This is a genomic window from Kibdelosporangium philippinense, assembly GCF_021390435.2.
Taxonomy (GTDB): Bacteria; Actinomycetota; Actinomycetes; order Mycobacteriales; family Pseudonocardiaceae; genus Kibdelosporangium; species Kibdelosporangium philippinense.
This window is the reverse complement of the sequence record NZ_JAJVCN010000004.1, coordinates 1,405,656-1,426,117: the sequence shown is the minus strand read 5'-3', so window position 1 is coordinate 1,426,117 and position 20,462 is coordinate 1,405,656. Positions and strand designations below refer to the sequence as shown.

Sequence of the window (20,462 nt, the reverse complement as noted above, 5' to 3'; positions counted from 1 at the left end):
TCCCAACGGCCTTGTCCGGCGCTTATGCAGTGCCGGACAAGCTCCTCTGTGGACAAGCTGGAGGGGTGATGAAACAAGTGATCGTCACCGAGATGTCCGACTGGCCTTACCCGATACCGCCGTCACTCTGCAGAAGCTGGGCGTTGATCCATCCGCCCTCCGGCGAGCAGAGGAACGTGACCAGATTCGCGCAGTCCTGCGGCACGCCAAGGCGCCCAAGGGGCGTCGAGCGGATCATGTCGGCCTTCAGCTCGTCGGTCATCCACCCGGTATCGGTCGGCCCGGGATTGACCGCGTTACAGGCCACTCCCAGTTGGGCCAGCTCACGGGCCGCAGCCAGCGTGATCCGGTCCATCGCCCCCTTGCTCGCCCCGTACGGCAGGTTCCCGGCAGTGTGATCGCTGGTCAGGCTGATGATCCGGCCGCTTCCGTGCTGCCCGCGGAATCGCAACCCGTACTCCCGGATCAGCAGCCATGTCGCCCGCGCGTTGACCGCGAAATGGCGGTCGAAGCTCTCCACCGTGGTGTCCAGCAGACCGGAGTCGACCGACTCGCAATGGCAGAGCACGAGCGCGGTGACGTTTCCCAGTTCCGCCTCGACACTGTCGAAGAGCTGTGACGGCGCGGCCGGGTCACTCAGGTCCGCTTCGACCGCGAGGGTTCTTGCCCCAAGGGCCACCACCTTCGTTCGCAGCTGCGCGGGTGCCCCCTGCTCGATGCCCCACTCCATCCGCGCGTCGTACGGAGTCCAGTACGTGAAGGCCACGTCCCACCCCGCCTTGGCCAGGTTGAGGACCACGGATGCCGCGATTCCCGCCGAACGTCCCGCCCCTGTGACCAGGGCGAGCGGTCGTCCCGCCGTGGCATCGTTCTGCCTACTCATGATCCTTATCTTGCCGGGTCGCGGCGCGGACAGCACCCGATTTGCAGGTGGCATGTGCTCGCCGGACAGTGGACCCGTCGCCGCGTGCGGCGCGACACTGAGACGTCCAGTTGTCCTCATTGGAGTGTTGCGGTGACCGATTTCGTACTGTTGCACGGATCCTGGCACGGCGCTTGGTGCTGGGAACGTGTCACGCCCGGCCTGACGGCGCTCGGACACCGGGTTGTCACCCCCGACCTCGCGTTTGACGATCCCACCATCACTTTCGAGGCCCTCACAGCCGCTGTCGAGAAGGCCATCGTCGCACCAGAGGACACCGTCCTTGTCGCCCATTCGGCTTCCGGGCTCATCGCGCCGTTGGTCGTTCAGCGAACCCCGGTCCGCGAACTGGTCCTGCTCACGTCCCTGCTGCCGATCATCGGCATGAGTTCCCTCGAAGCCAGTCGTCAGACCCCCGGCCCACTGACAACTGAGGTCGTGACCGCACTTGGGCGGCAGGGCACCAGCGAGTTCGGCGGCATCGTGTGGAATCCCGATGATGCCTACGCCCTGTTCTACCAGGACTGCGAGCGATCCGACGCCGACCTGGCGATCAAGCGCTTGGTTGCCCGCAATGCGCGGGAACCGTTTATCGCGCCAACCCCGTTGACCAGCTATCCCCGCGTTCCGACCCGCTACATCGTCTGCACCGAGGACCATGTGGTCAACGGTGAAGTGACCCGTCGGATAGCCAAAGAGGACTACGGCGCCTCGATCGTGGAGCTGGACGCGTCACACTCGCCCTTCTGGTCACGGCCCGAGGAACTCACCGGCCTATTGCTTGGGTGACCGGTCGGGGGATCGCTGGCAGCCCCGGGCTCATGGCGTCTGCCCGGCCTCCGCGACGAGCCCGGTCGCCAGCACAGCCACCGAGTCCGTGCGACCGTCGCTGACCTGCCCCGCGCGGCCCATGACCTGATAGGTGGTCCGGTCGAAGATGAGGATCGTGCGATCGCCAGCGTTGTTGACCGTATGCGCGACACCGATCCCTTGGCGGCCAGCGGCGTCCGTCACATTGTCGACGGACTCCACGCCAGGAACCGTAGCCGCGACACGGTAAAGCGCGGCCTTCAGCGCGGGCGGCGCGGCGCTCTGCACGAGATTCCCGATCATCTGGAAGGCCCACTGGTCCACTGTGTACTGCTTCGAGTTGCCGACTTCTTGCCGTGCGTGTGCGTAGATCGCGTCGCGTAGCGCGGTGGGGTCGGTTGGCAGGGTTGCCAGGAAGCGGTACGTGGGGTGGCGCAGCGAGGGCGTGAATATGTCGCTGTTGTCGCCGGTCCTTGTCTCGTCGAATTTGCCGTCGCGGTTCGTGCGTATCAAGGCGTCCGTACCGTCGACTTTCTCCCATGTCTGTGTTCGGTTGGTACGGAGGCCAGCGTCGTTGAAGACGGTGACGGTGCTCGTGTAGGCCCAGTTGCCTTGGCCTGCCGGGGTTTTGGCCGCGGCGTCGGCCGCGTTGGCGAGCAGGGTGACCGCCGGTGGCGTGGAACTCGGCGACGCGTCCGGTACCTCGTTGGGCAGGCCGACCACCAAGCCGACCGCGACGATCCCCGCTGCGGCGGCGGCTCCGATCGCCAACGGCATCGACCAGCGCCGCCTAACGGGTTTACTGGCGCCGTTCAGCATTGTGCGCCGGTGCTTGGCCAGCACGGCCGGATCAGGGTCGTCGACCTGTGGACGCAGGCGGGCGAGCAGTTCGAGATCGTCCATGTCAGCGGGCCTCCTTTCAAGCGCGCGACGCAGCTTCGTACGGGCGCGGTGCAGGCGGGAGCAGACCGTGCCGATCGGAATGTCCAGCGCCACCGCGATCTCTTCGTAGGAAAGGCTCTCCCAGGCGACCAACAGCACGATCTCCCGCTCGGCGGCGGGCAACTTCGCGAGCGCTTTCCCCAGTGGCTGAGCGGCCGCGGTCACGCGATCGGTGACCGACTCGGCATGGCTCTCCAGAATCGTGTCGGCCGCGGACTTGGCCAGCGCCCGGTGCCGCCGCTCCTCGGTCCGTGTGTGCCGACGCAGCAGGTTGGCGGCGATGCCGTACAACCACGGCAACGCGTTGTGCTGGCTGAGGTCGAAGCGTCGCCGCTGGTCAAAGGCGACGAGCATGGTCTGGCCGGTGAGATCGTCGGCGAGTTGCGCACCCACCCGGCGTGACAGGAACCTGTGCACGGTCACCGCGTGCCGGTCGAAGATCACCGCGAAGGCGTCCGCGTCCGTCCAGGACTGTTCGACGACAGCGGCGTCAGTCAACTCGCCGGTTATCGAGACCGGTCGTGCCGGCAGCGCTGTCATCCGGAACCTCGCATCGGGTCTCCCTCTCGGTGATGGGCTCTACCCGTCTTTGCCCGATGCACACAGTCGAGTTCCCACTATTTTCCCGCGAGTGTTTCCTACAGCGATCCGCTGAATGAGCTGCCTCGCCATGGGTACCCCCCACATGGCGTTCACGTGACGACCGACACGGGGTCGCAACGAGCGCTCAGCGTGCGGACGTGGTTGGCGGCACCCGATCCGGTCCGGATCATTGGCACGATCCGGACCTACGAGGAGGCACGATGCGGCAGCTGGTCCTGCTGGCCCTGGTGGGTCTCGGCGCCCAACTCGTCGACGGCAGCCTTGGCATGGCTTACGGCGTCACGTCCACAACGCTGCTGCTGGCGATCGGCACGAGCCCCGCGGCCGCGTCCGCCACTGTGCACCTCGCCGAGATCGGCACGACTCTCGCCTCTGGCATCGCCCACTGGCGCTTTGGCAACGTGGACTGGAAGGTCGTCGCGAAGATCGGCATCCCTGGCGCGATCGGCGCCTTCGCCGGTGCCACGTTCCTGTCCAGCCTTTCCACGGAGACCGCCGAGCCGGTCATGTCGGTACTGCTGCTCACGCTCGGTCTCTACGTATTGTTCCGCTTCACGACTTTCGGCCTGCCCCGGCACAACCTCGGCAAGCCGCTACGCAAGCGCTTCCTTGGCCCGCTTGGGTTGATCGCCGGGTTCGTGGACTCGACCGGTGGTGGCGGGTGGGGGCCGGTGGGCACGCCTGCCATCCTCGCCAGCGGCCGTCTCGAGCCACGTAAGACCATCGGCTCGATCGATACCAGCGAGTTCCTTGTCGCGCTGGTATCGAGCCTTGGTTTCCTGTTCGGTCTCGGCTCGCAGGGCATCAACTTCTCGTGGGTGCTCGCGTTGCTGATCGGCGGCGTGATCGCGGCGCCCATCGCCGCGTGGCTTGTCCGGCTGATTCCGCCGCGCGTGCTCGGGTCGGCGGTCGGCGGCGTCATCATCCTCACCAACACCCGCACCCTGCTGCGCAGCGACTGGATCGACGCGAGCGATGCCGTCCGCTACCCCATCTACGCGGTGATTTACGCAGTCTGGGCGGCAGCCCTGATCTACTCGATCCGCCAGTACCGCGCCAACCGCGACCAGGAACGCGAGCTGGTCGCGGAGACGCACGCCAAAGCCTGAGAGCGGCCCTCGTCAGCAGGGGCGAGGGCCCTTCGTTCCTCAGGAATCCAGGAAATGCGAAGCGTGGTAAACGAACAGCTCGGGGTACTGGAAAAGTGAGCCGTGCCCGGTGTCCGGGTAAATGATCAGCTGGGCGTCCGGCAATTCCTGGGCGAGCACGTACGAGTTGATCGTCGGGATCATGATGTCGCGCTTACCGTTCACGACAAGCGTGGGCTGGGTGATTTTCTTCAGCTCGGCATAGCGCTCACCCTTGACCTGCGCCCATTCCGCGGCCGCGACACCTTGGGCTTTCATCGTCTGCTGTGAGGTGTTCACGTCACGATCGACTGTACGCAGGTGACGGCGATCCCAATGCGCGCGCCCAGCCGCCTGACTGGTCGGCGTCTGCTCGAAGAACAGGAACAGGAAGTCGTCTACCGTCGGCACCTCATTACGCGTCGCGACGGTGACGTACTCGGGATCAGCGCCCTCGTCGATACCGCCGCGAGGACGCGTACCAGCGAGAATGATCCTTCGGACCAGCTCAGGGTGCCGGAGGGTGAACGCTTGCGCGACGAACCCGCCAAGCGAGAAACCGAGCAGGTCCACCTTGCTGACGCCGATCGCGCCGAGGAAAGTCGCGGCCGCGTCCGCCATTTCCTCGATGGTTTCCGGGGTTTCCCCACTGGTCTGGCCGACGCCGACGTTGTCGAACAGAATGATCGGCCGCTGCTCGCCGAGCCGGTCGGTGATCGCCGGATCCCACAGGTCCATATTGCCTCGGAACGGCTGGAAGAACAGCAGCGGCGTCCCGGTTTCGGCACCGAACCGCCGATACGCGAATCGGACATCGTCGGCCTCGACGAATTGCGTCGGCACGGTGACGTGAGTGTACTGGGTCATGACATTTCCCCTTCGCTGACCGGGTTGCTCAATCGAGCGTAGCACCGAGGAAACAGATCGGTACCCTCAAATGTGTGAAGCGGGATACAAGGGGAGTTGACCAGCAAGTACGCAGGGATACCACGTTGTACCCTGGCGCTATGACCGATAGTCCGCGCGACCGCATCCTGGCGACGACGAAGAAGCTGTTCTACAACAACGGCATCCAGGCGACCGGCGTTGACGAGGTCGTCGCGGAGGCCGCGGTGTCCAAGCGGACCCTGTACCGGCTCTTCGAGAGCAAGGACCAGCTGATCACGGAGTACCTCGCCCAGTTCGACCACATGGGCCTGCCGGGCGAGCACAACCTGGACAGCACGGAGATCACGCCGCGCGAACGCCTGATCGCGCTGTTCGACCGGCCCCGCGCCTCACAGACGTTCCGCGGGTGCCCCATGCACAACGCCGCGGTCGAGTTGGCTGACCCGAATCATCCTGCTCGCGCGCTGGTCGCCGAGCACAAGACGGCGCTACGGGCGAAGATCATCGCGATTGCGGAAGAGGCTGGCGCGCCCGACCCCGAGGTCCTCGGCACTCAACTGCACACGCTGGCGGAAGGCGCTTCATCGCTCGCCACTTCGCTGGACGACGTCGAGCCCTTCGACCACGCTCGTACGGCCGCGATGGTGCTCATCGACCACGCACTCGGCGGAGCGTGAGGGGCGAGTTACGCGCGTTGGACCTGGATTCACCGTTGATCTTGGGTTGTGGTCGTGGTGGTGGGTGGTTGTGGTGGTGGGCTGGTGGTGTGTGGTGTGGTCGTGTGGGAGTTGCTGGTCTGCCCAGCTTTTCCACTGTGGTCTTTCGGGTTGGGCCTGGTCAGGCGGGTGGTTAGGGGGTCAGGCGGGGTGGGGTGGGGCGTGGATGGTGGTGAACAGGTGGGTGAAGTCGTGGGCCCAGGGCCAGTCTTGTGGTAGTCGCAGGGTGATGTGGCGGGCGGTGCGGGTGACGCGGGCGGCGATGGTGATCAACCGGCGGCGCAGGGTGGTCAGGCGTGTTCGGGCGTGGGCGGGGCCGGCCAGGCAGGCGGTGGCGCGTAGGAGGTTGTGGGTCAGGGCGGCCAGGGAGAGCCAGGCGGCGTTGGCGGCGAACAGTCCGGACGGGAAGTGGGCCAGCGGGCCGGCCGCGAGTTCGGCGAAGACGTGTTCGATCGCGCCGCTGCGTTGGTCGTGCAGACGCCAGGCGGTGGCCGTGTCGAAGCCGGCCGTGTCGGGCTCGGTGGTGGCGGGCCTGGTGGTGGCGGGCCTGGTGGTGTCGGGCCTGGTGGTGTCGGGCCTGGTGGTGGCGGGTGGGAGGTTGGTGAACACCGCGTGGTAGCGCCAGGCTGGGAACAACTCGCCCTGCTCGTCGCGGGTGGTGATCCGGGTCCGGCGGACCAGTAGCCGGGCGGTGGTTTTCTGGCCGGGGTTGACGGTCGGGTTGGTGAACGCGGTATGGCTGGTCTCGGCGATCTGGGCGGTGTGGATCAGCTGCCCGGTGTGCGGGTCGAGGACCGGGTCGCGGTAGGTGTGCTGCTGCCAGGCGTGCTCGCTGATCGCGTCGATCGCCTCCCGGATCGCGGAATGTTGTGGGGCGGTGATGGAGAACCAGACCCCCTTCCCGCACCAGCATCGTGATCAATTCCCCGACATAGAACCCGGAATCGCCGCGTACCAGCAGCGGCCCGGTCGCGCCCGCGGCGCGGGCGGTGCCCAGCGCGCGCCGGGCCAGCGAGCTCACCGCGCGGCGGGTATCGGCGTTGCCACCCCGTAACCGGGTCGCCACGATCACCGGCCTGCCCGCCGCTGTGGTCAGGGTCGCGGCCAGCGTGTTCAACCCCAACACCCCGGTATAGCCGAACGCGGCCCCGTCTTTGCCCCGCCCGTAGACCTGGCTGATTTTCGAGTCCAGATCCAGCAACCCCAACCGGTCGGCCCCCGCCAGCAGCGGCGTCAGCTCCGCCAAGCGGGCCAGCAGCCGGGCGGAGAGTTTCTCCAGCTGAGCGACATGACCCATGCTGAACCAGCGCAGGAACGTGCCCACTGTGGACGGTGCGCGGATCCCGGTGAACAACCCCGCCATCCCGCCATGCCGCACCAGGTCCAGATCACTGATCGAGTCCGCGCCCGCGGCCATCCCGGCCACGATCGTGCTGATCTTCGCGCCCGCGTTCGCCCCGACCGGACCACCCAGCCGGACCAGCTCACCGGCCAGATCCGACAACCCCGCGTCCTCGGCCAGCCGCATCACCGCCACCAGGCCCGCGTGCGACACCAATCCCGGATCGTCGAACCTCACCGACACCGCGCCACGCGTATGCGATGCTCTCACTCAGCAGATGCCCTCTCACTCGGACCGATATGTTTCTCTCGTAAGAACAATCATCCCAAGTCAGAGGGCATCTGCCCGTTCACGACACGACCAACCCACCAAGATCTTCGGTGAATCCAGGTCCAACGCGCCAAAAGTTCCCCTCGCGGGTCGCCACAGCCCATCCGGGTGTCCACTGTGGACGAGTGGCTGCCATAACGGCCCCACCTCCTTCCGGCATCCGGGGGTGGCCCACCGTGTGCGTGCCCGGGGTCACCCCACGTCGCGCCGGCCCACCAGGGCTTGCCCACCTCGCGCCGGCTGTGGCCGGGCCCCGGGAGCGAAGCGAACGGGAACCGGCTGGCGTTCGCGTGTCCACCGGCTCCGTCATGGTGAGTTGAACCCGCGAGCGGCGCACGGCGAATACCAGCCACGCTGGAAGCGAGTCGAGCAGTTTGACTCACCGTGACGGAACGGTGGACACGCGCCAGGGCGGAGCAAGGCCAGAGACCGTCCGGTGACAGCCCCGACCTTGACGGCCCGGCGTGACCGACAGACCCGCCCTCCGGCTGGCTTCCAGGTCCAGCCGGGTCGGGCGGGATGAACTACCGCGTGTCCGCCCCAGCGGCACGCCGTGTCAAACTGCTCGACTCGCTCTCACTGTGACTCACCCGCCACCCTGCGCCGCTCGCGCGTTCAACACACCATGCCGGAGCGGCAGACACGCGCGGGCACCCGTCACCGACTACCCGCCTGTTCACTGCGCCCACAGCATTACGTCACGTTGTTACCCGGGTGTTTGTCGGAGTGAGCGCTCACTCCGCATACTGGGTGCATGACAGAGACCTCGGCCAGGCGACGAGCGCCTGGAATGAGCCCCGAGAAGCGGCGGGCGATGATCGTTCAGGCGGTCTTGCCCTTGTTTGTGGAGCATGGGGCTGCCGTCACGACGAGCCAGATCGCGCGGGCGGCGGGAATTGGTGAAGCGACCGTGTTCCGGGCCTTCACCGACAAGGACGAACTGCTGGACGCCTGCGTCGCGGAGGCTTTGAGGCCGGACAACGCGGTTGCCGGGATCCAGGCGATCCCCCTCGACGTGCCACTGGAGGACCGTCTGGTGGAAGCCGCAGGTGCACTCGCAGCGCACATGGAACGAATGGGAGCCCTGTTCGGAGCCTTGCGGTCCTCGGGCTACAAACGCGAGCGAGGCCCGGCCCCCAAGCGTGGCCGAGTGAGCGATGACCTACGAGAAGCCGTTGCCGAGTTGTTCGAACCGGAAAGTGACTCGCTGCGCCTGCCGCCACAGCAACTCGCCGCGATGTTCACCGGGCTGCTGATGATGCGCGGCCGACTAGGCGAAGAGAAACCAAGTATCGAGGCCATGATCGACGTTCTGCTGCACGGGGCCGTCCGATGATGCCCGGCGGTGGTGGGTTCGAATCGATGATGTTACGGCGGCGCCGCAACCGGCGGCAGCCGCAGACCGTGGCCGACAGCGGTCTCACCGGACCGGTCGAGATCCCTGATCCCGTCCCGCAGGACCAGCCCAACGACCTGAGATCCCGATACCAGCGGCTCAGCGAGTCCGTCAGAGGCACCGCGAAGGCCTTGCCAAGGGTCTTCAGACTGTCCTGGCAGGCAAGCAGACCGCTGACCGTCACGCTGGTCGTCATCACCATCCTCAGTGGACTGATCCCGACCGCGACCGCTTACGTCGCCAAGATCCTGATGGACGCGGTCGTCGAGGCGATCCAGATCCACGCGACCAACCGGCCGGATCAGACCATCCTGCACATTCCGCTGTTCGGCGATGTCGGCGTCAGCTCGGTCGGCAAGATCGTCGGGATCGCGGCCTTCCAGCTGGTGATCTTCGTCTTCCAGTCGGTCACGACCATGCTGACCACGGTCAGCCAGCAGTTGCTGCAGGAGCGGATGACGCTCACCATCCGCCACCAGGTGATGGCGCACGCCAGCAAGCTGCACCTGTCCTTCTTCGAGGATTCCGCGTCCTACGACCTGCTGCGCCAGGCCGATCGGGAAGCGCCGATGCGGCCGATGTCGATGATGAGCTCCGCACTCGGGCTCGGCCGGATGGCGATCACGTTCACCAGCATGATCATCCTGTTGATCACCGTGAGTCCGTTGCTCGCCGTGGTCGCGCTGCTTGCTCCGGTGCCGTTGTTCATCTCGCAGTCGAAGTACGGCGCGCAGTCGTTCATGCTGAACTACATCGTCTCGCCGATCCGGCGCCGGATGGACTATCTGTCCTCATTGGTCACCACGGACACGTATGCCAAGGAGGTCAAGCTTTTCGGCCTCGGCCCGTATCTTGTCGATCGGTTCGAGCGGCTTGGCAAGGTGTACTACGAGCGCCAGCGCGGGATGATCCGCAAGAAGAACGTGGCAGGCACGTTGTGGGGATTGCTCAGCACGATCGCGGGATCGGCGATCTATCTCTACATCGCACTGAAGGCCGTGACCGGCGAGCTGACCCTCGGTGATCTCGCGTTGTACACGGCAGCGGCGGCGAGCGTGCAGTCGTCGGTCGCCGGGTTGTTCAGCAGCTTCTCCGGGATGTACGAGAACAATCTCTACCTGGACACGCTGTTTCGGTTCCTGGGTACGAAACCTGAGATCGACCGGCCCGACTCCCCTGCCCCACTGCCGCGACCGCTGCGCGGGCACATCACGTTCGATCACGTCTCGTTCTCGTACCCTGGCGCGGACGAACCAGCCCTCAAGGACGTCAGTTTCGACATCCAGCCAGGCGAAACCGTTGCCGTGGTTGGCAAGAACGGCGCCGGGAAGTCCACATTGTTCAAACTGCTTTGCCGGTTGTACGACCCGACCGGCGGTCGGATCCTCCTTGACGGTGTGGACATTCGCACGCTGGACCCGGACGAGCTGCAGAAGCAGATCAGCGCGATGTTCCAGGACCACGTCAGCTACCAGGCGACCGCGTCGGAGAACATCGGGCTCGGCGACCTCGAACACCTCACGGACCGGCCGAGGATCGAGCTGGCGGCCGATCGGGCAGGCATCGCCAACCGGATCGACCGCCTGCCACGCGGGTACGACAGCCCGTTGGGCCGGTGGTTCGACGAAGGCGTCAGCTTGTCCGGCGGTGAGTGGCAGAAGATCGCACTCGCCCGGGCTTTCCTGCGTGAAGCACCGATCCTCGTGCTCGACGAGCCAACGTCCGCATTGGACGCACAGGCCGAACACGACCTGTTCGTCCGGCTCCATCAGCTCGCCGAGGGCCGTACGACGCTGTACATCTCGCACCGGTTCTCCACGGTCCGACAGGCCGACCGAATCATCCTGTTGGAGCACGGGAAGCTGGTCGAGCAAGGCACGCACGCCGAACTGATGGAACTGGACGGCGGGTACGCGGAGCTGTTCACGTTGCAGGCATCCGCGTACCTCGACGCTTGATCAGTACAGCCTGATCGTCTACTTCAGACCGAACGCGTCAATCACGGTCTGGTTGACCGAGTTGCCCGCGGAGTCGCGTGCGGAGGCCCGCAACGACACCGAAGCCGCGTCCCGTGGGTGACTGATCACGGTGTACCACTTGCCACCGAACGACACCAGGGGCACGGCCCGCCAAGTCGTGCCCTTGTCGTGCGACACCTCGACACGAGTTGGCCGTGCATCGGCCTTCGTGTTATGCCCCACCGACACTGGCACGATCGTCGGCAACACCCGCGATGCCCGGCTCAGCGAGTCGAGTGATGGCGTGAACCGGAGAGTCATCAGCGGCAACGGTTGCTGCGACGAGGCCGAGGTCGTGTCCGACGCGAAGGTGAAGTCGGCGACGATCTTGCTGGACAGCGCCCGGTCCCGAGTGGACTCGACGTGTAGCCGGTAGGTCGCCTTGCCCGGCGGCACCTCGAAGATCCCGCCACCGGCGCCCGCACGCTTGGCGATCTCCACTTCGTCGCGGTACAGCGCGGTCGTGCCCGTGTTGGCCGAGAACCCTTCCCGGTTCACGCCGGAATCGCTGTACATCGGGATGCCGAAGAACATCGTGTCGCCTGCCCGGCTGGCGTACCTGGCGGGCCGGAACGAGTTCACCGGTGTGACCGGACCGAACACACCGTGGTTCCAGTTTTCCACAGTGGACTGCGTGAAACTGCGTGGCTCACTGGTGAAGATGTTCTGTACGATGTTGCCGTCCGAGCCCACCTCGGAGAACGAGCCGTGCCAGCCAACTCCCGGCGAGTACAGCTCGTCCAGTGTGTACGGAAGCGGCTTGGTGACAAGGCCCTCCCGGCCACCAGAAGTGCCCGGCCGAGTGGCGCCATGGACCGACTTCACCTTGACCAGATCGCGGTCCCGCACCTTCAAAACGGGATCAGCCGGAACCTTGCCGTTGGCATCACCGCGAACGTTGTACAGCAACGATTCTCCGGCGAACCGGCCACCGACCGAGTACCGGAACTCCCCATGAGCGGAAGTCGTGGACGGCCGGACGATCACGTCACCGAACTCCGTCCGAACCGCACTGTCCACAGTGCCCCACGCCATCTTGCTGCTCAGCTCGACGAACGTCTCGGCCGACCGCAGTCCGGTCCGATCAAGAGCAAGGCCAGCGGGTTTGGCGTCCCTGGCATCCAGCTTCAGGCTGACGTCCTTGCTGACGTCCAATCCCGGCTCGGTCATCACCACCAAAGGCCGATCGGCCTGGCGAAGCTGCGCCTCGAGGAAGTACTTCCCCTTGGGCAACCGGACAGTCAGGCTGCCGGACGCGTCATACCGTTGATACTGGTACGGATTGTTGAACGAGATGATCCGCAGGGCGTAGTCCGGGGTCGGCTTGCCGTCGAAGCCGACGAATTCCAGCTTCGTGTCGTAGCTCTCCGGTTCCCGCGTGACCGAGATCGGCGTTCGCAGATCCCCTGCCGTGACAAGGCCGCTGTACAAGCCGTCCGGAGCGGTCACGGTCGTGTCGATCACCAGCGAGGCTTGAGCCTGGCCACCGGCGGGAACGACCACAGTGGCCGGTGAGACCTTGAACATGCCCGCTGGTGCGGCCTTCCCAGCAGGGTCACGGACGTCCACAGTGAACGTCAGTGATACGTCCGTAGCACCAGAGTTGTTGTACGTCAGCACATTGGTGATCGGCTTGTCGTCAGTGTGCGGCCAGCGCACAACCCCGTTGCTGACGCTGGCAGGCGCGGACCACACGGTCTGCGACACGGCCCGCGCCACGTCCACCCGGCCAGCCCCCTGCTTGAAGATGGACACACCAGGCTGTGGCTTGGCACTGTTCATCAGCGCCGCCTTGAGCTCGGCGGCCTGCCATGCCGGGTGCTGCTGGGCCAGGATCGCCGCCGCACCAGCGACATGCGGCGCCGCCATCGACGTCCCGGACATCATCAGGTGGTGCTCGCCGACGTTGGGCAGCCGGTCGGCCAGGAAGCTCCCCTTCGCCTTGGCTGCAACGATGTCCACGCCGGGCGCGGTGATGTCCGGCTTGATGGCGTTGTCCTGGAAGCGCGGGCCAATGCTGGAGAAATCGGCCAGCGCGTCCTTCGAATCCACCGCACCGACGGTCAACGCGGCATCCGCGGCGGCCGGTGACCCGACAAGGTCGCCGTTGTTGCCAGCCGCGATCACGAACAGCGCGCCAGACTGCGCGGTCAACGTGTTGACCGCCTGCGACACCACATCCGTGCCGTCACTGGGCATCTCGCTGCCCAGGCTCATGTTGATCACGCGCGCGCCACTGTTCGCGGCCCACTCCATTCCAGCGATCACGCCGGACTCGGTGCCGCTGCCGCGGTCATTGAGGACCTTGCCAATGACGAGCTTCGCATCCGGCGCGACACCGGTGTACTTGTCGTTCTTGCCCGTCACGGTCGATGCCACATGCGTGCCGTGGCCGTGCTTGTCCTGCGTCCCGGACGCGCTGCCGGTGAAGTCCTTGGCCTCGACCACAGCGTCGAGCAAGTCGGGGTGCTCATGGTCGATTCCGGTGTCCAGCACGGCGACCTTGGTGTCCTTGCCGGTGAGTCCGGCCTGCCACGCCACCGGGGCGCCGATCTGCGGCACGCTCTTGTCCAGCATGGCTTTGACCGGGCCGTCTAGCCAGATCCGCGCGGCATGGCGCGAGTTCCAGAAGCCGGTGTTCTTGGCGACCTTGATCGCGGTGGCGTTGACGCTCGGCAACGACCGCACGCCAGGCGTTCCGGTGACGATCAGCGGAATGTCCGGCCGTGTCGCATCGCCGAAGCCGTGCTTCATCAGCTGGCTGACGTTGAACAGCCGCGGGTCCAGCTGCCCCGATCGCAGGCCGCTCAACGCGTCTACCGGCGTGACGTGCGTATCGCCTCGCGTGTCCCGCTGCGTGAGGAACTGGATTCGCTCACGCCCCTTGGCAGGCCGGATGGTCGCGCCGCCCGCGCCGCCAAGAACGACTTTGTCTCCGGTGACGAGGGTGATGCCGTAGCCGGGTTCCGTTGGCTCGGCGGCATGTGCCTCGGTACTGAACAGGGATGCCGCGACCAGTGCACCGATCACCACGCGGCTCAAGTAAGTCTTCATCGAGTACTTCATTACCGGTTCAGACCGGCCACGTGGTCATTTGCCAATTACCACATGATTCCCACTTGTCCACAGGTAGGATGTTTTTCCGTGACAGATGAGTGGTCCAGTTCGCTCGACGTTCACCTGGATTGGACACCAGGGCTCGGCAGGCAGGGGCTCGCGAAAGCCGTCCGTCAGGCGATCAGAGACGGCCGCTGGAAGGCGGGAGCGGTCGTTCCGTCGACCCGGGCCTTGGCCCATGACCTGGGCGTGGCGCGGGGAACGGTCACTCGCGTCTACTCGGACCTGGCGGCCGAGGGCTACCTGCAGACCAGCCAGGGAGCGCCGACGCGAGTCGCCACGGCGGGCGCGCAACCGTTGACGCAGCCGCGTCCGACCACACCGCGTGAACCCGCGATGCGGTGGAACCTGATGGCCGGCCGGCCGGATGCCGCGCTGTTTCCCCGCGATCTGTGGCTGGCGTCGACGAAGCGAGTCCTGCAGCACACGCACAACGAGACGTTCGGCTGGGGTGAACCGCGCGGATCTTCGGTGCTGCGCGCCACTTTGTCGGCGTATCTGGCCCGAAGCCGTGGCGTGCTGGCGGATCCGGCACGAATCGTGGTCTGCTCGGGCTTCTCGCACGCGATGACCATCCTTGGGACCGCGCTGCGGAGTATCGGGATCAAGGAGATGGCGTTCGAGGATCCGTCGTTCTGGCGGTTCCGGGATCTGGCCGGTGCGACCGGGCAGAAGATCGTCGGTGTTCCGGTGGACGGCAACGGAATGCGGGTGTCCGAGCTGACAAGTCCTGCTGTCGTGGTCACTCCGGCGCATCAATCGCCGATTGGTGTGACGCTGGCGCCGGATCGGCGGGCCAAGCTGACCGAGACCGGTGCCGTGATCGTGGAAGACGACTATGACGGCGAATTCCGGTACGACCGTCACCAAGTCGGGGCTCTGCAGGCATTGGCCCCGGAACGCGTGATCTACGCGGGCACGGCAAGCAAAACGCTGGCGCCTTCGCTGCGGATCGGGTGGATGGTGTTGCCGCGATCGCTCGTTGATCCGGTGATCGCGGCGCTGGAAACAAGCGGGGCACAACCGTCGTTGCTGGATCAGCTGATCCTCGCCGACATGATCAGTACCGGGGCGTACGACCGTCATGTGCGCAAGAGCCGGATCGAGTACCGTTCCCGCCGCGACCGGGTTGTCGCCGCCCTGCCGAAACACCTTATCCCGCAGGGGATTTCCGCCGGTTTGCATTTGACGTTGCCGTTGTCGGAGGCAGCCGAGGCTGACGTGCGGACGGTGTCTCGCAGGCACTCCCTTGCCATCGAGACCGTGAGCCAGATGTCCATGGGAGACAAGCAGTATGGCTTGCTGGTCGGGTACGGCGCGCCGTCCAGGAACGCCTTCGGCGGGGCGCTTGAGGCCCTGCTGAACACGCTGCGCGAGCTGCGAGAATGAGGCCATGCGGCTGACGCAGCAGGATGAGCTGCTCCGATCCGATGTCGTGGCCAACCGGGCAATGAATCGGACCCGGCCGTTGAAAGGCAGGGACAGCTACTCTTCGGCGCTGGCATTGGACGTCCTCGAACAGAACCCGAAGGCGTGGCTGGATCTCTGCTGCGGCAGCGGGAAGGCGCTGAACGAGGCGGCGGTCCTGTTGCCGGAAGCCAGAATCACCGGCGTGGACTTGGCCGGGCAGTTCACCACCACACCGGCAAGCAACCTCACCCTGGTCGAGGCACCGCTGGAAATCTAGACGCCACAAGAGGAGTACGACCTCATCACGTGCGTGCACGGTCTGCATTACCTAGGCGACAAGCTGAGCGCCATCACCAGGATGGCCAAGTGGCTGAAACCGGACGGCCTATTGGTGGCCAACTTCGAGGCCGCTTCCATCCGTGACCACAACGGAAAACCGGTGAACCTGATGCCAGCGCTGAAAGCCGCGGGCTTCACGTACGACGCGAGAACGAAACGAATCCGCAAGCGCGGCCCGGAAACCACACCGTTCGAATGGAAGTACTTGGGAGCAGACAAGAACGCGGGCCCCAACTACACCGGCCAGCCCGCCGTCCGCTCCTACTACCAGATCCAGGGGTAAGGCTTACCCAGCCGACGTTGCCGCATCAGCAACGCAGGTGCGAAGAACACCATGCAGATCCCCGCCGCGAGAAGGGGCGATTCGATGTACATGAACGGATGGCCTTTGACGATGCCGGCGATCAACTCGCCGAAGAAGCCTGCCCAGAGCATCCCGCCGATCACGAACAGGGTCCGTTCGAGGATCTTCTCCGCGAGATTGGACCGCCGCGGCCCAAGCACCCGCTTGCCAAACGGCGCCAGTGACCACGGGAAACGAAGCTGCAGCCGCCGTTTGCGCATCCACAGTGCGATGGCGAGCAGGCCGCCGAGCAACGAGAACGTGAACGCGGCGTCAGGCACGGGCTTACCGTTCGCCGCGTCCTGAAGGTAAACCAGCATCAGCAGCACGCTGACGGCGAGCATGAACGACTCGCCGACCCGTCGTGGCACGGAATCACGGATCGCCGCCGGAACCGGGGTGACCCGCGTGCCCGCCGGTGCGGTGAAGGACGGGAGGACCGGAACCGTCGGCATGTCCATGGGCGTAACAGGACCGGACGGCGGCCGGGGCGCTGCCAAGTGGTCACGGAACGGACGGGACGGGTCCATCGGGATCAACGACCCGTTGAGCGGCCCGGAGACCATGGGTAACAGGACGTCGTACACCTCGTTGGCCGAGGCTGGCCGCTGGTCCGGTTGTTTGGCGAGCAGTCGGGCGATCACGTCAGCAAGGCGCGGATCGACGTCCGGGCGCAGCGACTGCACCGGCTCGGGGGTGTCGTTGAAATGCCTGTGCATCATCGCTAACGCCGTGTGGGCGTCGAACACGTACTGTCCGGTCACCAGCTCGTAGAGCACGCAACCGAGCGAGTACAGGTCGCTGCTGGGGCTGGTTTGCCCGTGCATCGCCTGTTCCGGCGCCATGTACGCCGGTGTCCCGACCGTCTCGGCCGTGCGGGTAATCCTGGTCATGTCGACGTCACGCAGGACCGCGATGCCGAAGTCGAGCACCTTCACCTCACCGGTGTCGGTGATCATCACGTTGCGCGGCTTCAGATCCCGGTGCACGAGCCCGACCGCGTGCGCTGCGGCCAGCACCGAGGCGATCTGCGCGCCGATCGCCGCCACCCATGACACCGGCACCGGCTCGTTCTCGGCCTGGAAGTCCGACAAATCGGCACCAGGGATCAGCTGCATCACCAGGTAGAGGTCGTCCTCGTCCTTGCCGGTGTCGTAGACCGCCGGCACGCCGGAGTTCTCGAGTTTCGCGGTCAGCCGCGCTTCCCTGTTGAACCGCTGGATCAACGCCTCGACGTCGGCACCGGCAGGCAAGGTGTTGGGGCGCAGCAGTTTGACCGCGACGTCCCGGTCCAGCCGGTAGTCACGGCCGAGCCACACCTCGCCCATCCCGCCGCGACCGAGCGGCCGGACGAGCTCGTAGCGATCACCGACAACGCGATGCACTGCTTCAGTTCCTCTCGGGCGTCACCAATCCGTCGACAAGTCCGTCCACGGTTGCCTGGATGACCTGCTCGGCAAGCGCTCCGGCCCGGCCGACGGCGGTCGCGAACGTCCCCAGTGCCGAGAAGACTGCCGCATACCCACGCTGATCGGCCAGTGGCATTCTCGGGACCTCACATCGTCGCACGTCCAGCCGAGCGGCCGCGGACAGGTGGGTGCCCGCCTGCCGGGAGTTCGCCGACCCGTTGAGGAACCCGGCGAGGAACCACGGATCGAGCACGTCAGGGTTGGGCCGCAACAGACACAGCCCCCGGCCGAGCACAGCACCCGTGTCGTTCACAACCCGTGCGACCAGCTTCTGTCCAGCAGTCGGCATGACGACATCGCCTGGCTGCACGCGGACAGCGGATGCAGCGAGATCACGGGAAATCCGTCGTGACGCCGGCCGGTCGGCGACCACATCGGACAGATCGAGCAACGGGACCGCGTCGCCACTGGGTGTCGCGGGCGCGTCGGAGTTGTACAGCGCCAACGCTCCGGTCTTCATCAACTCGGCGACCGTGATCATCACCCGGTGCTGCTGGCCGCGTCCGGTCCAGTCGAGCGTTGGCAGCAACGGCGCCAGCCCGCTCAGCCGAATGCCCAGTTCACGGTGCTTGGCGAGCAGTTTCTCGGCCGTGTCCGGTGCTGAGGAGATAGGCAGGTTGCGGGCCGGGGTCAGGTCCACTTCCTCGCCAAGCAGATCGAGTACGGGGATCAGGCGTGACACACCTGGTTCGTCCTCAGCCGTCCTGTCTGGGGCGTCGAACTCGCGCCACGCGACGATCGCACGCGCTGCGGCCTCGTCCCACTCCAAGGTCGTCGCTTCGAGAACGAGCATTTGTGGATCGGCGGGTTGTGCGGGCCGACGCATTATCCACAGGTGGACAGGTCCGGGCAGCGCCATCACGGCCCGCAAGGCGCCGCGCCGCAACAACTCCGCGCGGATCCGACGGCCTGAGCGTCGGGCAGCCACGGACGGTGGCATCAGCATCGCGACGAGCCCGCCTGGTTTGACGTGCGCCAACGCGTGTTGCACCCAGGCCAGTTCGGACTCCATGCGCGGCGGGATGCCGTACTCCCAGCGCTCGTCGTGCAGGAGTTCCTCGTGTCCCCACTGCCGCTCACCGACCGGCGGGTCGCAGACGACCGCGTCAACAAGCCTGCCGTGATAGGCGTCGTGCAGCAGGGAATCGGCCGCTTTGATCTCGACGTGCACACCGCGCAAGGCCAGCCGGACCTCGGCCAGTGCCGCCAGTCCCGGGTCGATTTCCTGGCCGACACAGTGCACCGGCCCGCCCGTCCGGCCCGCGACCGCGGCCAGCAGGGTCCCGGCGCCGCAGGCCGGGTCGAGAACGGTCCCGTTGGACAGGCCGACCAGATCAGCGATCAGCCGGGCCATGTCCGGCGAGGTCACGGCCATCCACCGGGCGTTGGCCTGCACGAACCGTTCCCACAGCGCCTCGGCCGTGACGACGGGGCCATGCTCGTTGGCCAGCGTCGCGACCTCTTTCAGCAGCGCCGGGGCGACCGGGTCGCCGTCGGATCGGCGCAGCAGGAAGGCACCGATCGCGGCGAGCACGTCGGCAGGTTCCTGGTCGCCGCGATGGGCCTCCAGCAGCTGCCACAGCCGCTCCCACGGCGAGACCGCTTGGAGTTTGCCCTGGTCACGTAGCCAGCGCTCGACCTCGGCGAGGGTGAACAGCGGGCTGTTCGGGGTGCCGCCGACGGGCGCGGGAAAGTCTTCGTACCGGCGGCGCCAGTTGCTCACCGCCGCCCGGCCGACTCCGGCCAGCCTGGCGATGTCCGCGGCCGTGACGGCAGCCTCGTTCGACACCAGCCGCTCCCTTCCATGTTCACACGTCCTGCCGTGGGAAACATATCGTATCGCCAGAACTCGTGTTGACATAGTTCACACGAGTGTGGTCCGATTTCAGTGCAACACCGAAACGGACCACGGAACACTGACAGGGGGAACATCAGATGACTACCGCAATCGCTGCCAGGGACGAACTGAAGTTCGGCGTGCTGGGACCGTTGACCATCTCCGCGGCCGACGGATCACTGATGTCGCTGCGCGGCAACCGCTTGCCCGCATTGCTCACCGAGCTGCTGTTCCACGCCAACCGCTGGGTGACCGTGAGCAGACTCGTGGACGTGCTGTGGGGCGACACCCCGCCGAAGTCGTACGTGTCGAACCTGCACACATACATCCACAGGCTGCGCTGCCGTGGCATCCCGATCGAGCAGGTCGACGGCGGCTACCGAATCACCGTGGATGTCGCCAGCCTCGACCTGCTGACATATCAAGCCGAATCGGAAGCCGGACGCGAAGCCGCCCGCAGAGGCGACTACGAAACCGCGGCCCGATGCTTCCGGACAGCGCTGCGGCAATGGCGCAGCGCGAACATGTGCGCGATCGACCAGCCACACCTCGAACTGGAAGCGGCGCGACTGGAAACCGAGCGAGTCACCATCGTCGAGGAGTGCGTCGACGCGGAACTGGCCTGCGGCAAGGCAAGTGAACTGCTCGGCGAACTGGACATGCTGGTACGCCAATACCCGCTACGCGAACGGTTCGCCGCGCAGTACATGCGGGCACTGGCCGCGACGGGCAGGCGGGCCGAGGCTTTGCGGGTCTACCAACGGTCCCGCCACGCCCTGGTCGAGCAGCTCGGCATCGAGCCGGGCCGCCAACTGCGCCAGGTGCACGAAATGATCCTCAATGGACAGTGAGG

At 66.0% G+C, this 20,462-nt stretch carries 16 protein-coding genes and 2 pseudogenes; 10 read left to right on the top strand and 8 right to left on the bottom strand.

Annotated elements, in window-relative coordinates; all coding sequences use genetic code 11:
• Positions 1-106: 106 nt before the first annotated feature.
• Positions 107-883 (bottom strand): SDR family oxidoreductase, encoded by a 777-nt coding sequence (locus LWC34_RS49560; protein ID WP_233733044.1) that lies wholly within the window; start codon positions 881-883, stop codon positions 107-109.
• 132 nt (positions 884-1,015) lie between these two features.
• Between LWC34_RS49560 and LWC34_RS49555 the strand changes: the two genes are divergently transcribed.
• Entirely contained in the window at positions 1,016-1,711 is a 696-nt protein-coding gene (locus LWC34_RS49555; protein WP_233733042.1) for an alpha/beta fold hydrolase, read from the top strand.
• 30 nt (positions 1,712-1,741) lie between these two features.
• Here LWC34_RS49555 and LWC34_RS49550 read toward each other — a convergent pair whose 3' ends face one another.
• Positions 1,742-3,214: a CU044_5270 family protein gene (locus LWC34_RS49550; protein ID WP_233733040.1), complete on the bottom strand. Its 1,473-nt coding sequence runs from the start codon at positions 3,212-3,214 to the stop codon at positions 1,742-1,744.
• Positions 3,215-3,477: 263 nt separating this feature from the next.
• Between LWC34_RS49550 and LWC34_RS49545 the strand changes: the two genes are divergently transcribed.
• Positions 3,478-4,386, top strand: coding sequence for a sulfite exporter TauE/SafE family protein (locus tag LWC34_RS49545; RefSeq protein ID WP_233733038.1), 909 nt, complete (start codon positions 3,478-3,480; stop codon positions 4,384-4,386).
• A 39-nt stretch (positions 4,387-4,425) separates the two neighbouring features.
• Here LWC34_RS49545 and LWC34_RS49540 read toward each other — a convergent pair whose 3' ends face one another.
• Positions 4,426-5,271 (bottom strand): alpha/beta fold hydrolase, encoded by an 846-nt coding sequence (locus LWC34_RS49540; RefSeq protein ID WP_233733029.1) that lies wholly within the window; start codon positions 5,269-5,271, stop codon positions 4,426-4,428.
• 140 nt (positions 5,272-5,411) lie between these two features.
• Between LWC34_RS49540 and LWC34_RS49535 the strand changes: the two genes are divergently transcribed.
• Complete coding sequence (locus LWC34_RS49535; protein ID WP_233733027.1) at positions 5,412-5,969, top strand: TetR/AcrR family transcriptional regulator; 558 nt, start codon at positions 5,412-5,414, stop codon at positions 5,967-5,969.
• 180 nt (positions 5,970-6,149) lie between these two features.
• Here the strand turns inward: LWC34_RS49535 and LWC34_RS49530 are convergent, their stop codons facing one another.
• Positions 6,150-6,644, bottom strand: coding sequence for a transposase (locus tag LWC34_RS49530; protein WP_284051902.1), 495 nt, complete (start codon positions 6,642-6,644; stop codon positions 6,150-6,152).
• A gap of 99 nt (positions 6,645-6,743) precedes the next feature.
• Here LWC34_RS49530 and LWC34_RS49525 point away from each other — a divergent pair, with 99 nt between their 5' ends.
• Positions 6,744-6,926, top strand: a complete 183-nt coding sequence (locus LWC34_RS49525; RefSeq protein WP_233722972.1) for a hypothetical protein — start codon at positions 6,744-6,746, stop codon at positions 6,924-6,926.
• A 40-nt stretch (positions 6,927-6,966) separates the two neighbouring features.
• On the opposite strand, the pseudogene LWC34_RS59230 reads toward LWC34_RS49525, so the two are convergent.
• Positions 6,967-7,539 (bottom strand): annotated as a pseudogene (locus LWC34_RS59230) (transposase family protein); the annotation flags it as partial.
• Positions 7,540-8,470: 931 nt separating this feature from the next.
• On the opposite strand from LWC34_RS59230, the gene LWC34_RS49515 reads away from it, so the two are divergent.
• On the top strand, positions 8,471-9,016 hold the full coding sequence (locus LWC34_RS49515) for a TetR/AcrR family transcriptional regulator (RefSeq protein WP_233734153.1): 546 nt from the start codon (positions 8,471-8,473) through the stop codon (positions 9,014-9,016).
• Positions 9,017-9,042: 26 nt separating this feature from the next.
• Positions 9,043-11,034 (top strand): ABC transporter ATP-binding protein, encoded by a 1,992-nt coding sequence (locus LWC34_RS49510; RefSeq protein WP_233733025.1) that lies wholly within the window; start codon positions 9,043-9,045, stop codon positions 11,032-11,034.
• A gap of 18 nt (positions 11,035-11,052) precedes the next feature.
• Here the strand turns inward: LWC34_RS49510 and LWC34_RS49505 are convergent, their stop codons facing one another.
• On the bottom strand, positions 11,053-14,148 hold the full coding sequence (locus LWC34_RS49505; protein ID WP_233733015.1) for a S8 family serine peptidase: 3,096 nt from the start codon (positions 14,146-14,148) through the stop codon (positions 11,053-11,055).
• A gap of 90 nt (positions 14,149-14,238) precedes the next feature.
• Between LWC34_RS49505 and pdxR the strand changes: the two genes are divergently transcribed.
• The 3 genes and pseudogenes from pdxR to LWC34_RS49490 all read left to right on the top strand — a co-directional run.
• A complete protein-coding gene (gene pdxR / locus LWC34_RS49500) occupies positions 14,239-15,600 on the top strand; it encodes a MocR-like pyridoxine biosynthesis transcription factor PdxR (protein WP_233733013.1) in 1,362 nt (453 codons plus the stop codon).
• Between the two features lie 4 nt (positions 15,601-15,604).
• Entirely contained in the window at positions 15,605-15,898 is a 294-nt protein-coding gene (locus LWC34_RS49495) for a class I SAM-dependent methyltransferase (RefSeq protein WP_233733011.1), read from the top strand.
• Positions 15,899-15,913: 15 nt separating this feature from the next.
• A pseudogene (locus tag LWC34_RS49490) lies at positions 15,914-16,243 on the top strand (class I SAM-dependent methyltransferase); the annotation flags it as partial.
• Here the strand turns inward: LWC34_RS49490 and LWC34_RS49485 are convergent.
• Together LWC34_RS49485 and LWC34_RS49480 are read right to left on the bottom strand one after the other, a co-directional pair.
• The gene (locus LWC34_RS49485) at positions 16,225-17,688 is read right to left on the bottom strand and encodes a serine/threonine-protein kinase (RefSeq protein ID WP_233733007.1); all 1,464 of its coding nucleotides are present in this window, start codon (positions 17,686-17,688) and stop codon (positions 16,225-16,227) included. The pseudogene LWC34_RS49490 and the gene LWC34_RS49485 overlap by 19 nt on opposite strands.
• Before the next feature lie 4 nt (positions 17,689-17,692).
• Positions 17,693-19,561 carry an N-6 DNA methylase gene (locus LWC34_RS49480; RefSeq protein WP_233733005.1) on the bottom strand — a complete coding sequence of 623 codons (1,869 nt, stop codon included), beginning with the start codon at positions 19,559-19,561 and terminating at the stop codon, positions 17,693-17,695.
• Between the two features lie 146 nt (positions 19,562-19,707).
• On the opposite strand from LWC34_RS49480, the gene LWC34_RS49475 reads away from it, so the two are divergent.
• Positions 19,708-20,460 (top strand): AfsR/SARP family transcriptional regulator, encoded by a 753-nt coding sequence (locus LWC34_RS49475; protein WP_233733003.1) that lies wholly within the window; start codon positions 19,708-19,710, stop codon positions 20,458-20,460.
• The last annotated feature ends 2 nt before the right edge of the window (positions 20,461-20,462 follow it).